The organism is Okeania sp. KiyG1 (assembly GCF_014132355.1).
Classification (GTDB): domain Bacteria; phylum Cyanobacteriota; class Cyanobacteriia; order Cyanobacteriales; family Microcoleaceae; genus Okeania.
In genome coordinates this window covers 69,163-82,368 of the sequence record NZ_BLZO01000025.1, presented here as the reverse complement: position 1 = coordinate 82,368, position 13,206 = coordinate 69,163, and the positions used below count along the sequence as shown (strand labels likewise).

Genomic DNA, 13,206 nt, shown 5'->3' with positions numbered 1-13,206 from the left:
AAATAAGTCAAAAGTCATGCATTCAAAAGTAAGAAGTAAGAAGTAAATTATAGTGGTCAATAGGAGTCAAGGATTCAGTAAGTGTTTATGCTGGCATAAGTAATCTGAGAATTTGACTCTCGATTGAGGTAAATGAAGATAATTTATATAGTATAAATACTTAAGCAAGCTACGGATTTTATACTGATTTTTATGTTACAAATTGAAGTGCGGAATATGGGGGTAAATACAGAAAGCAAAAACTTATCTAAAGTTCATCAAACTTACTCATAATTATAGCTATCAAACTAAAATGAGTAATTTTGCTCAGTTGTCTATTCATTGAGTCGTTATCAGCTACAATTAGGATATGAAGCTAGTTGAACGTCATGTTATTACCAAATCACATTATTTGTGGTCAGAAATAGACCACAAGGCTTTTTTGTCGAAAAATTTATTCAATTTAGCTAACTATTATTATCGTCAATACTTCTTTGAAAACAAAAAGAAACTAAGCTTTAATCAACTGTATCACCAGGTATCTAAAAGTGAAGATTATCAAGCTTTACCTACCAAAGTAAGTGAGCAAATAATCATTGATATTAGACTCAGCTTGGAGTAGTTATTTTGCGGCTTTAAGAGAGTTGCAAAAACAGTCAAATAAATTTTTAGGGAAACCAAAAATCCCCAAATATAAACATAAAAAATGCATGCCGAAATATTCTGCCCTATCCTGATGAATCAATATACAAAAAAACCTGAAAAAAAGGAATTTGTCATCTGTCAATGAGTGAAATAAAAATCCACACTTCACAGACAGAAATAATAGAAACCAGAATTATCCCCAAAAGTAGCTGTTACATAATAGAAATAGTCTATGAAAAATCGGAGTCAACAACAGAAAATCAACAAATAGCAGGAGTAGATTTAGGAGTAAATAACTTAATAGCTGTAACGACAAATCAAACAGGAACTACACCTCTGTTGATTAAAGGCAGACCATTAAAAGCAATTAACACCTTTTATAATAAACAACGCTCTTATTTACAATCCCAACTAAAAACCAACCACAATCAAAGTAATTCTCATCGGTTAAAAAAATTAACTCACATTCATGTCGGCTCTTAGCCGAAACGAAATTGTCGAGTAGAAAACTATCTCCATACAGCAAGTAAAAGGGTAATAAATTGGTGTATCAAGCATGAAATAGGAACCTTAATTATTGGGCAGAATCAGACTTGGAAACAAGAGATAAAATTAGGGAAAAAGAACAATCAACAATTTGTGAATATCCCTCACTATAGGTTAATAGAGATGTTAAGGTATAAAGCCCAACTAAGAGGAATAAAAGTAATAATTACCGAAGAATCCTATACATCTCAATCGAGCTGTTTAGATGGGGATGATTTACCGAAATATGGAGAACAAAAACCGAAATTTAGTGGAAAAAGAGTAACAAGAGGGTTGTATAAAACCAGAGAAAATAAATTATTAAATGCAGATGTCAATGGGTCGTTGAACATTATTAAAAAAGTAATTCCTGATGTCTTTGACCAAGGAATAAAGGGTTTGCCGTTTAACCCTGTAGTGGTCGATCCACTTGCGTTTGACTAGACTTTCAGACCTTCTCGTTCAGTTTGAGTAAGTTTAGTTGAGCGGTACATAGTTGAGAAAATTTGAGAATTATGGCCTTGTAGGTGGTAGGTGATAGGTGTTAGGTGTAAATTCAAGAGGGAACACTAGAAGTAAGCATTCAGCAGTCAGCCAGCCTCCTATGGTCGGAACTGCGGACTTCAGCTAGCCTCCTCCGGAGGAACTGCAGACTTCAGCTATTGCTTTTAGTTTAGGAAAAAGCAATATTTAATTGTCTTACTACAAAAGTGCTTCCCTTGCCCTTAAAGTCTATATTGATTTAAACACTGTCCTATATGAGAGAGTATTGTTGCGCTCTAGCTGACCGCTAATAGCTGTTTGCGCAGCAGTCCGCAGGAAATGCTCACCACTAGAATTGGCAGAAATATCAGATATTTATTAGACATCTCCGATAATCAAAAATAAAATTAACTATCGCACAGAAATTATCAATTCTTTCCCGCTAATCCCTACTCCCTCTTTTCTGGATATATTTTTTCAACATTTAGAGGAGAACATTAACTTTAGAAATACCATACTATTCTGAACGATGTTTGCGACAAAAACTTAAAGTCTTTTTAGTACTTATCAGTAGCCAGTAGTTAAGTTGACTAAAATATACCTATTTCTAACTTTTAATAATTTTTATTATTAGCCATTATCTTTCTAGGTTTAATACGCCACTGTCTACAGGGTGTTGACAATTAGTTGGAGTTTAAGTCCTCATACACTTTTTCTTTCTTCTCCAATAATATTCTCTTAATCTCTTTTCCATTGCCGGAGAACAACACTTGATATTGAGTCTTTTTATTAGTTCAACATATCTTCTTAAAGGTAAGCATTCAGCGGTCAGCCATCAGCTATCAGCTATAAGTTATTAACTCATTATTTTGGCAGGAAGAATTAGTCTAGAAAAAGAATGAAAAGTTATTAATGAAATTGGTCATTAGCGAACCTTAGTCGTTGCTTGATTCTTTCAAAAGCTTTTTGCGTAGCATGACAAACAGAAATGCTATTTGTGCAGCATTCCGCAGGAAATACTTACTCTTATACCAATTTCATAAAATATTGCTACAGTCATGGTATAGGGAACAGGGAATAGGGAATAGGTATGGAGGGAAAGAAAAATAGAATAAACAAAGAGGAAAAAAAGGTTGAATTGTTAGAATTTATGGGATTTATATTTTTTATTGTAGGAATAAATCATCAACTAAGATGTAACTACCTTTGCGTGAATTTGGTATTAAAGTAAGCATTTTAAAGAATAAAAAACTTAATTTAAGATTAATATATTAGTATTACTATCTTATTAGTAGTCTTAAAATTTTGGCGTTGGTGAAAAGAGGTATGGTATCTTGTCCGGATAAGAGCGCAAACAAAAAACTTTCTCCTTCTACTACTCTTTCTTCTTCTTTCTTTCCTCCTGACTCCTGACTTCCCCTCCCCTCCACGGTCGGGGTTAGGGGTGGGTTGGGAGGGGTTAGGGGTGGGTTGACTCCTGATTCCTAAATAATTAGGATTAATATCATACACGCGCTTCACAAACGCCAAAATTTTGTTGAACCAAAGTGAGTATTATGAAAAATTTACAGAAAAAACAAGTTGAGCAAGTACTAGAATATATTAATAACTATTGGCATAGCTTACAGCGTGAAGCTAAGAAACAAGAAAACAAAGGTGGTACGTTACTTGATTTACCTCATCCATACTTAGTTCCTAGCCATCAAGGAATGTTTCAAGAAATGTATTATTGGGATTCCTATTTTATAGCCCTCGGATTAATAGGAACAGACTATGAAGAATACATTATTTATATGACAAAAAATTTAGCTGTTTTATTCGAGCGTTTTGAAATTATTCCTAATGGTAGTAGATATTATTTTACTTCTCGCAGTCAACCACCTTTCTTTACACAATTGATGTGGCTTGCTTACGACGTAATGATATCTCAAAAGCGGGATGATGAAGCAAAAATTTTTTTAGCCGAGATGACTGAAATAGCAGAAAAAGAACACATTAATGTCTGGATGGCAACAACAAAAGATAATAACCGCTTAGTTTTTTTTCCTGACAAAAACTCACCATCAATAGGATTATCCCGCTATTTTGATGTAAATTATTTACACGAATTGGCTTGTTGTGAAAGTGGTTGGGATCATTCCACAAGATGTGACGATCTTTGGTTAGACCACATACCTGTAGACTTAAATTCTATTCTTTATATTAGAGAACTTGATATTGCTAAAGCTAAAAAAATTCTCGGACAAAATGATTCTGTAGCTGAGTGGGAAGAGAGGGCAAAAAAGCGAAAAGAATTCATCAATCAGTATTTATGGGATAGCGATCGCGAGTTTTTCTTTGATTATAATTACCAGAAAAAAAGACGCAATCCACATTTATCATTAGCAGGCTTTTTTCCCCTATGGGCGGGACTAATGGAAAAAGACCAAGCTGAGAAAATGGTACGAAAATGGCTACCTGTATTTGAACATCACGGTGGCCTTGTTACTTCCCTGCAAGAAGTATCAGGAAGGCAATGGGCTTTTCCTAATGGTTGGGCACCCCTTCAGTGGATCGTAGTTGAGGGATTAGAGAAATATGGATATGACGATGACGCAATGCGAATTCGACAAAAATGGTGTCAAAATTGTTTCACTGTTTACGATCAGGGTATTTCTATCACAAATCAAGATGGAACAGAAACTAAGGAACACAGCCTCTGGGAAAAGTATAATGTTGTGAATGTAGGGGAAATTGCTGGAGATGGCTGTTATGGTCCATCTGTTCATGGCTTTGGTTGGACTAATGCTATTTTTAAAGTCTTTGCGGAACATCTAAAGTTTGACAATATTTAGATCAGGACTTACGCAAAGGCACTATTTATAGAGTGTAAATTCTATTGGACAATAGTTTTAAGCGCTATATATAGCGTATCTGCGTAAGTCCTATAGATATTTTGGTGTTGTTGAATGTTGAATATTTTTTGTCTGGAATTTATCTGAAAAATCACAATTTTACATTCCATCAATAATAAATATTATTACCATTACAGCAACATCTAAACAGGGCTTACCGAGCAAATCTAAAAGCACTGACAGATAAAGAATTTAGCCTTTTTAGGTAGAAAAAAATGTCTGGTTTTCAGTTGAAAACCCTCAAAAAATTAGGATAGAAGGCAGAATAATAGCAGAAAAATCAAGGAACAAATATATCTGACTATCTTCTAATTAATTCCTCGTTTCTCCTCACTACTCTCTACTCCCCTACTCCCCTACTCCCCTACTCCTGACTCCTGACTCCTACCCTTGTAATTTTCAAGATTTCTGAAACAAAATTACAAAATTAACTTGTTTTTTGCCTTGCTGCAAACATTCTTTCAAAGCTCATCGCAGCAACACCAATAATTACCAATAACATTCCCACAATTTGTTTGAATAATAAAACTTCTCCAATAACAAAAAGAGCAAATAAAGCAGTTAAAGCCGGACCAGAAGTACCAATTATAGATGCTCTTGCAGCTCCAGCAAATCTAATAGCAAAACTATTTAATACATAACTAGAAAGTGTTAAAATCCCCAGAATAATACCACCAACAATTAAACCAGACCATACATTAACACTAGGGTCAATATTAATATTAACCGACCATTCTATAGGTAAAGGCATCATCAAACCTAAAGCAGAAAATACAAAAATTCCGGCAAAATTCACTAAACTAAAAGGAATAGGATGAAGTTTTCCAGCTGACATTTGTGTGAGAACAACATACCCAGAAAAAGTAATTCCAGCACCCACAGCAGCCAAAATTCCTTGTTGATAATCACCCTCTCCACTAGGAAGAACTAAAAACCCTCCTATAACAATCAAAACCATAGCAAAAATTCTTACCATAGAAGGGCGATCGCCAAATAATCCCCAAGATACTAAAACAGTAATAATTGGATAAATAAAGAAAATTGTAATAGCAATAGCAGTAGGTATATTACCTATAGAAATATATATCAATACCTGAGATAAGAACAAAAAGAAAGCACTACCAATAACCTTCCACCATAAAGAAAAATTTCTAGATTTGATCAGTCGCTCAATATCGCTCCAAACCGCAGGATAGAGAAATGTTGCGACTATAGGCATCAACAACATCACTACAATGAGTCGTAGTAATAAAATTAACAAAGAATTACCAACATTAGGATTTATCAACCCTTCCACCGGAAATAAGCCGAAAATTGTACTAGGTTGTGGAGGCGTATTGAGTATAACTTTAATACAAACATTAAATAAAGATAAAAGTGCTGCAGAAAGTAAAGCCAAAATCAAACCTACCTGAACTTGAGAAGCAGATTTTTTAGGTTTGGCAGTAGACTCAGTTTTGGACTTAGGAGATACTTCTGAGGACTCCACAGGAGGTGTCGTCAACATTGATTTTCCTGAAGAAGTAGTATTTGCCGAGTTCTTAGACCCAGACTGAGAAACTTCATAAGTTCCAGATGAAACTACACTACTATTTTCCAGTTGTGCCTGAAGACGACTGACCAAAGCTTCTAGAATGACCTCACCCTGCTGTTCCATACTACGCATACTATTTAACTGTACAGAAAGGTCACTTTGGTAACTATCCAACTCTTGTTTTAATGCATCAAATGTCCCACTCACAACATTAGATAAAGAATCTCCAAATTCATTAGCAGTCCCATAATAGTCATTTAAAGGATTAGTCATTGGTAACTCTCCCCCAGGAATACCAGCTTGTTGTAGTCCCGGATCGACACTCTCCGTTAAATCTCTAATTTTTTGGCCTAACTGTTTTTGTAAATTATTAGCCAAAACCTGAGCTAGTTGTTTAAGCCATAATTGTTGCTGGGCTATTTGTCGCTGAGATAGAGATTCCAGTTGTTGAGATTGCAACTGTTCATATTGCTTTCGTAATTTACTTACATCCTCACTAAGCTGTTCTTTCTCGACTCTCAGTTTGTCTATATCTTGGCTTAACTGACTTGTCAGATTTTGACGAAAACTATCTAAGTCTTGAATCACTAATTTCAGGACTTCTTCTGGTGATTTAGGAGTTTCAGCTCCACGATTTGGGGGTTGAGTATTCATTTTCCCTATAGATATTTTAACTGATACCGCGAAAAGTCCCACTCCATAAGGTACGTTGGGATTGGGGCGGAACGAATAAATATGGGGAATATTTTTCCACCTTTTTCTCCTATTGCCTCTATCCCACGGACGACTCCATGGCTCAAATCAAGATACCAAATGGCTTCTATAAAATTTGGGACATATTACCGAAAAGCGACGTTGAAGGCCCCCGTGTTTTAACCGGGGGATGAAAACAAGCGAGTCGTTTAGACAAGACTTCTTTAGTTGTCCTGTGCTATTTTTTTTAACAAAAAGTAAGCAGAACGCTAGGTATTAGCCTTAGCCGACTGTGTAGGGGCACTTTGACTTGTCCCCAAAGAATATATCTTTGGTCAGCTAAGAATAGAGGAAGCAAGACGGATTTATCCTGTTGCGTGGTATCTACTTAGAATCCCCGTGACTTGAGTCTGGGGAGTAGTCAACTCCACAATATCTCCACATTAATATTAAGATGATTAAGCTTTAATGCGGAAAGTTTATTTTTTAACGGAGATAATTTTCCTATTGGTTGTGCATTGTCATTATTTTTGTCACGAGACACCGCAGTGGGAGCAAGATGCTCCCGTACCAAGAATTATCTACCATTACGCGAGCAGGGCAACCCTTTTTCTTTACTCACAGGACTTACGCAAAAACGCGATTATACACCATTTGTAGGGGTTAACGGTCATTAACCCCTAATACATAAGATGGTTATGGGTAAGTCTTGACTCAAATACTGACTAAGATGTCCAAGGCATAATCATCAAGCTAGCAAAAGTAATATTCGATCAGCAATGGGCAGTCTTTCATCATTTTTTTGCTGCTTGCGTTGCTCATAATAATTGATATATACTTACAGATTGTGAGTTTTAAAGAATATTATGACAGCCCAAGAAATAATTCGCTCAATTGAAGCCGAGGAAATAGAAAACATTAAACAAGGCTCGAAAAAGAAATTGCCTCAAATTTATGTAGGTGATACTGTCAAAGTCGGAGTCAAAATTATAGAAGGAGGAAAAGAAAGGGTCCAGCCCTATGAAGGTACTGTAATCTCCATGCGGAATGGAGGAATCAATGAAACTATTACAGTCCGTCGTGTTTTCCAAGGTGTCGGGGTAGAAAGGGTATTTTTGCTTCATTCTCCTAGGATTGCTAGTATAAAATTAATCCGTAGAGGTAAAGTCCGTAGAGCTAAACTCTATTACTTAAGAGATCGTGTTGGTAAGGCCACTCGTGTGAAGCAAAGATTCGATCGCCCTTTATAGTCTCCAAGATGGTTTAAGAAATTATTTGGAACTTGATGAAAAGTTATGTTATAGTACATTAAGTAGAGGTCATTAAGGTTGAATCTAAGACCTCAACTATGCGCTCTTAGTTCAGTTGGTAGAACGCAGGTCTCCAAAACCTGATGTCGGGGGTTCGAGTCCTCCAGGGCGCGCTTAATTCTTACCGAAAAGCAACGTTGAGAGCAAGCGTGTTTTAAGCGGGGGATGAAAACAAGCGAGTCGTTTAGACAAGACTTCTTTAGTTGTCCGGTGCTATTATCTGGATGTACAAACGTTTAAACAAAAGTAAGCAGAAAGCTAAGTTTAGAGCTTAAGCCGACTGTGTAGGGGCACAATGACATCGTCCCCAAAGAACATATCTTTGGTCAGAATCATGAGAAACGAAGCAACAAGGATTTATCGGTGTTGCGTAGTATCAACTTAGAATCCCCTCGGCAACAGCTGCGGGGAGTAGTCAAAATCCAACTAAATGTCGCTCTGGGTCTCCTGTTATAATCTCCGATTTAACGGGAGAGGACTTGCGACCGGAAACAAAACTCATCTCTACAGTAAAGTAACATCAATTATGCTATAATTAATGCCCAAATCGAGTAGCGGTAATACGCACCTGAAAGCCGAACTGATTTGTCGGTAAAATCACAGAAGGTAGCTAGGTGATTACAGAACTGGACAATACAAAACGGCGGTGGGTCTCATCGTTGCAGTTTGTGGACGCGCGCGAGGATGCTCAACCAGCAAACGCAGGAAGCCCTTTTCTGTGAGGGAGGGAACCCCTCGTTATAGCGCTAGCTTAACTAGGCAGAACGTCACAACTTAGGGAGATAATTTATTGTGGCCAAAAAAGAGGAAGTTAGAGTACAAGAAAATAAGGAAAGTTTCCAGCTTCTAGCTTTTTTCAAAGAAACAAAAGAAGAACTAGATAAAGTAGTATGGCCAAGCAGAGAGCAGCTAATCAGTGAGTCTGTTGCTGTACTGTTAATGGTTATTCTCTCGGCAACAATTATTTATCTAGTAGATGAGTTCTTTAGTTGGGCAGCTGGGGTGGTGTTTGGATGACATTATATCCAGAAGAAACACAAGATACAACGCAATCAAACCAAGAAGAAGAAAACTCCAGAGAGTTTCTCAAAGGAGAATTACGGTGGTATGCAGTACAAGTGGCCTCTGGTTGCGAAAAACGAGTTAAAGCTAATTTAACCCAGCGTATTCAAACTCTTGATGTTGCAGATAAAATATTTAAAATAGAAATACCTCATATACCCGCAGTTAAGCTTCGTAAAGATGGCAGTCGCCAACATAGTGATGAAAAAGTTTTTCCTGGCTATGTATTAGTACAAATGAGGCTAAATTGGATAGAGGAACAAAAAAAATGGACAATTGATGACGAAGCATGGCAGGTTGTCAAAAGTACCCCACATGTGATTAACTTTGTAGGGGCTGAACAAAAGCGTCGCTACGGAAGGGGTCGTGGTCATGTTAAGCCGTTACCACTAACTCCTTCAGAAGTAGAAAGAGTCTTTAAACGAGCTCAAGAGCAAGACCCAATGCTCAAGGTGACAGTGGCAGAAGGAGATCATATTACAGTGCTCTCAGGGCCATTCAAAGAGTTTGAAGGTGATGTAATTGAAGTAAGTCCAGAAAGAGGTAAATTGAAAGCGCTATTATCCATTTTTGGACGAGATACGCCAGTAGAATTAGAATTTAATCAGGTAGAAAAGCATAAATAATGGCAAAAAAAGTCGTGGCGCTGATCAAGTTGGCTATTACGGCGGGAAAGGCTAACCCTTCTCCGCCGATAGGTCCTGCTTTAGGTCAGCATGGTGTGAATATTATGGCGTTTTGTAAAGAGTATAACGCCAAAACTGCAGACCAAGCTGGTACGGTAGTTCCAGTAGAAATCTCGGTTTATGAGGACCGTAGTTTTACTTTTGTGCTGAAAACTCCTCCTGCAGCGGTCTTAATTAAGAAAGCAGCAGGTGTAGAACGTGGCTCAAGTGAACCAAATCGTTCAAAGGTAGGCTCAATTACACAAGCTCAATTGCAAGAAATAGCCCAAACAAAAATGCCAGACCTCAATGCCAATGACATTGATGCTGCGATGAAAATTGTAGCAGGCACAGCGAGAAATATGGGTATTACGATTGCTGATTGATTTGATTAATTAATCCAGTCCCGAAATATCTGCATTCTACAGTAGAAATAGAAGCAAAAGTAAATTGATATTTAGGGGGAGAAGCAGAGCTTCGTTAAGTACCCCAGGAGAATAAAATGCCAAAAAAAGTCTCTCGTAGATTACAAGAACTGAGAAAAAAAGTAGAAGAGCGACCTTATGAACCTCAAGAGGCGCTTCAACTTTTAAAAGAAACAGCTACAGCAAAATTCCCAGAAGCAGCAGAAGCTCATATTCGTTTAGGGATCGATCCTAAGTATACAGATCAACAGCTAAGAACTACAGTTGCACTACCCAAAGGAACTGGTCAAACAATCCGAATTGCTGTCATTGCCAAAGGTGAAAAAGTTAACGAAGCTCTGGCCGCAGGAGCGGACTTAGCTGGCTCAGAGGAGCTAATTGAAGAAATTAGCAAAGGGATGATGGATTTTGATACGTTGATCGCTACACCTGATGTGATGCCTCAAGTAGCCAAACTAGGACGCTTATTAGGACCGAGAGGTTTAATGCCATCTCCTAAAGGGGGTACTGTAACTTTAGATCTGGCACAAGCTATTGACGAATTTAAGGCAGGTAAGTTAGAATTTAGAGCCGACCGGACAGGTATAGTTCATGTTATGTTTGGTAAAGCTTCTTTTTCTGCAGAGGATTTACTGATCAACTTAAAGGCTTTACAAGATTGTATTGACCGTAACCGTCCTTCTGGTGCAAAAGGTCGCTATTGGCGTAGTATATTTGTATCAGCAACAATGGGACCATCAATTCAAATTGAAGTTAGCGCCCTGCGGGATCTAAAATTAGAAGCAGAAGCTTAGTCTATTTAAGTAAGCGGTCAGCGGTCAGCGGTCAGCTTTCAGCAGGTTTTTTTTGAAATGGCTTCGTTTGCGGAGCATTCCGGAACGGAAAGGAGATTTTAACTCCTCCGAGGGCTATCCTGCACATTGGAAACCGGGTATTTTTCCCAGAGCTACTAAAAGCTGATGGCTGTTAACGAAGTTCCTCCGATAGGAGGCTGGCTAATTGCTGATAGCTAGTTAAATAAAATTTCTCAAGCTAAAAAAATCAAAATCAAAGAGCTGAAGACAGTAGGTGCTAAGAGCTTAATTTCCTGCCGAGGTTCAAGAATTAACTATTCAAAAACAGGTATTAAGGGATTTTTGTCAAAATCTCTACTAAATTACTTGTTTTGGATTCATAATTCTTTGCCCTGGCAGATAGTATAGTCCGCCAGGGTTTTTGGTTTGTCAAGGAGGTGATATGGCGCTACGCGCAAGTCAGAAGTTAGAAGTCAGAAGTCAGAAGTAATACCTGACTCAGTTTGAGGATTTATAAACGTCCTCAGGACTTACGCAAAAAATGGAATTATACACCATCTGTAAGGGTAAATGCCATTCGCCCCTACTAAATCGGGTGGTTATGCGTAAGTCCTGGTCCTAATCTATTTTTGTACTGCTATAAATATGGGCAAAACGAAGGAACAAAAACAAGAGATGTTGGCAGACATCAAGCAAAACTTGAGTGAAAGTCAGCTTGCACTTGTAGTTGATTATCACGGACTATCCGTGGCAGAAATTACAGACTTGCGTAGACGACTACTCCCTACCGGTAGCTCTTGCACTATAGCCAAAAATACTCTGATGGGAATTGCAGTTAAAGAAGATGCTAACTGGCAACCTATGGAACAGTTGCTGGCAGGATCTAATGCTTTCTTATTCCTGAAAGATGATATCGGCGGTGCTATCAAAGCGTACCAAGAATTCCAAAAAACCACCAAAAAACAGAATTTAAGGGTGGCGTGATGGAAGGGCGACTGCTGGATCAAGACCAGGTTAAAGCGATCGCCGATCTACCATCTAAGGAAGAGTTGCTTGCTAAAGTGGCTGGTGCTCTTAACAGTATAGCTACTAAGTTGGCTGTTGGTCTAAATGCTGTACCTACTCAGCTTGCTACTGGTATTAATGAGGTTCCAGCTTCTGTAAATAGAGCTATTAAAGCAATCTCAGAAAAAGAACAACAAGGCGATGGTGCCTAACACAAAAAAGATGAATTTTTGACTAATATCCTATCAGTTTTATTATGAGAATAATTCCAGTAATTTAACTATATTAAAGGTAATAAAAAGTCAAATTTCTAGCAAAAAATAACCGCAAACTAACAAAAATAGGAGATTACTAATGTCTGCAAAAACCGATGAAATTCTAGAACAACTTAAGTCTCTTTCTTTGCTCGAAGCATCTGAATTAGTTACACAAATAGAAGAAACTTTTGGTGTTAGTGCTGCTGCTCCGGCTGGTGGCATGATGATGCCTATGGGTATGCCTGGTGCTCCTGGAGCTGCTGCTCCTGCTGAAGAAGCTGAAGAGCAGACAGAATTTGATGCCATTCTTGAAGAGTTTCCTTCAGATAAGAAAATTGCTATTCTTAAAGTTGTTCGTGCCCTGACAGGTTTGGGTCTGAAAGAAGCAAAAGAGTTGGTAGAATCTGCACCTAAGCCAATTAAAGAAGGTATTCCTAAGGAAGCTGCTGAAGATATTAAGAAGCAATTAGAAGAAGCAGGAGCTAAAGTTACAGTTAAATAGTTAGTTATAACGACAAAAGTAGAAAACCGGGTGATTAGTTATAATAAAATTTTGTTTGTAGTTTTGCTCTAGCCCTTTAAATACTTGTCTGATCGCTAGAGCAAAAATATAAGCATAATTATAACTATTTTACCGATAGCGTAGCTCCCCTGGAAGGGGCACATGATATTAGTTCTGAGTTGAATATTTTTGTCATGCTTGGTTTATATATTTTGTTGTTATAACTATCAGTAATAAACCAAAAATTAGATGAATTTCTTTCTAAATTGAGAGAAAATTTTGAGGAAATTTTTAACAGCTTGTAGTTGGATGCAGGCTGTTTTATTTTTAACTTTGCTAGACTTGAAGAAAGGAGAAATAGGAAAAAGTTTTTTTGGGTTTGTTTTTTTCTTTTGGGTTTATAAAAGTTGCCACTATAGTTAGGAAATCGGGT

The 13,206-nt window shown here is 37.5% G+C and carries 11 protein-coding genes, 1 tRNA gene, 1 pseudogene and 1 other annotated feature; of the genes and pseudogenes, 12 read left to right on the top strand and 1 reads right to left on the bottom strand.

Annotated features, from left to right (window positions below; all coding sequences use genetic code 11):
• The first annotated feature begins 349 nt into the window (after positions 1 to 349).
• The 4 genes from SAGCYANO_RS43910 (at position 350) to SAGCYANO_RS03075 (ending at position 4,466) form a co-directional block, all read left to right on the top strand.
• Positions 350 to 601, top strand: a complete 252-nt coding sequence (locus SAGCYANO_RS43910; RefSeq protein WP_237395691.1) for a hypothetical protein — start codon at positions 350 to 352, stop codon at positions 599 to 601.
• 164 nt (positions 602 to 765) lie between these two features.
• Positions 766 to 1,107: a transposase gene (locus SAGCYANO_RS43905; protein WP_237395689.1), complete on the top strand. Its 342-nt coding sequence runs from the start codon at positions 766 to 768 to the stop codon at positions 1,105 to 1,107.
• Between the two features lie 54 nt (positions 1,108 to 1,161).
• Positions 1,162 to 1,593 carry a transposase gene (locus tag SAGCYANO_RS43900; RefSeq protein WP_307785817.1) on the top strand — a complete coding sequence of 144 codons (432 nt, stop codon included), beginning with the start codon at positions 1,162 to 1,164 and terminating at the stop codon, positions 1,591 to 1,593.
• A 1,595-nt stretch (positions 1,594 to 3,188) separates the two neighbouring features.
• Positions 3,189 to 4,466 (top strand): trehalase family glycosidase, encoded by a 1,278-nt coding sequence (locus SAGCYANO_RS03075; RefSeq protein ID WP_202218736.1) that lies wholly within the window; start codon positions 3,189 to 3,191, stop codon positions 4,464 to 4,466.
• 487 nt (positions 4,467 to 4,953) lie between these two features.
• On the opposite strand, the gene SAGCYANO_RS03070 is transcribed toward SAGCYANO_RS03075, so the two are convergent.
• Positions 4,954 to 6,714: an EamA family transporter gene (locus tag SAGCYANO_RS03070; RefSeq protein ID WP_202218735.1), complete on the bottom strand. Its 1,761-nt coding sequence runs from the start codon at positions 6,712 to 6,714 to the stop codon at positions 4,954 to 4,956.
• A gap of 905 nt (positions 6,715 to 7,619) precedes the next feature.
• Between SAGCYANO_RS03070 and rplS the strand changes: the two genes are divergently transcribed.
• The 8 genes and pseudogenes from rplS (at position 7,620) to rplL (ending at position 12,773) form a co-directional block, all read left to right on the top strand.
• Positions 7,620 to 8,003, top strand: a complete 384-nt coding sequence (gene rplS, locus SAGCYANO_RS03060) for a 50S ribosomal protein L19 (RefSeq protein ID WP_202218733.1) — start codon at positions 7,620 to 7,622, stop codon at positions 8,001 to 8,003.
• Positions 8,004 to 8,103: 100 nt separating this feature from the next.
• Positions 8,104 to 8,176, top strand: a tRNA-Trp gene (locus tag SAGCYANO_RS03055).
• 679 nt (positions 8,177 to 8,855) lie between these two features.
• Positions 8,856 to 9,080 (top strand): preprotein translocase subunit SecE, encoded by a 225-nt coding sequence (gene secE / locus SAGCYANO_RS03050; protein WP_124146810.1) that lies wholly within the window; start codon positions 8,856 to 8,858, stop codon positions 9,078 to 9,080.
• Positions 9,077 to 9,751, top strand: coding sequence for a transcription termination/antitermination protein NusG (gene nusG / locus SAGCYANO_RS03045; RefSeq protein ID WP_202218732.1), 675 nt, complete (start codon positions 9,077 to 9,079; stop codon positions 9,749 to 9,751). Before secE ends, nusG begins: the two co-directional genes overlap by 4 nt.
• Positions 9,751 to 10,176, top strand: coding sequence for a 50S ribosomal protein L11 (rplK, locus tag SAGCYANO_RS03040; protein ID WP_202218731.1), 426 nt, complete (start codon positions 9,751 to 9,753; stop codon positions 10,174 to 10,176). Before nusG ends, rplK begins: the two co-directional genes overlap by 1 nt.
• Before the next feature lie 116 nt (positions 10,177 to 10,292).
• Entirely contained in the window at positions 10,293 to 11,009 is a 717-nt protein-coding gene (gene rplA, locus SAGCYANO_RS03035; protein WP_202218730.1) for a 50S ribosomal protein L1, read from the top strand.
• Positions 11,010 to 11,252: 243 nt separating this feature from the next.
• Positions 11,253 to 11,442, top strand: a sequence feature (ribosomal protein L10 leader region).
• Positions 11,443 to 11,654: 212 nt separating this feature from the next.
• Positions 11,655 to 12,226 (top strand): annotated as a pseudogene (gene rplJ, locus SAGCYANO_RS03030) (50S ribosomal protein L10).
• A 142-nt stretch (positions 12,227 to 12,368) separates the two neighbouring features.
• A complete protein-coding gene (rplL, locus tag SAGCYANO_RS03025; protein WP_202218729.1) occupies positions 12,369 to 12,773 on the top strand; it encodes a 50S ribosomal protein L7/L12 in 405 nt (134 codons plus the stop codon).
• Positions 12,774 to 13,206: the final 433 nt, after the last annotated feature.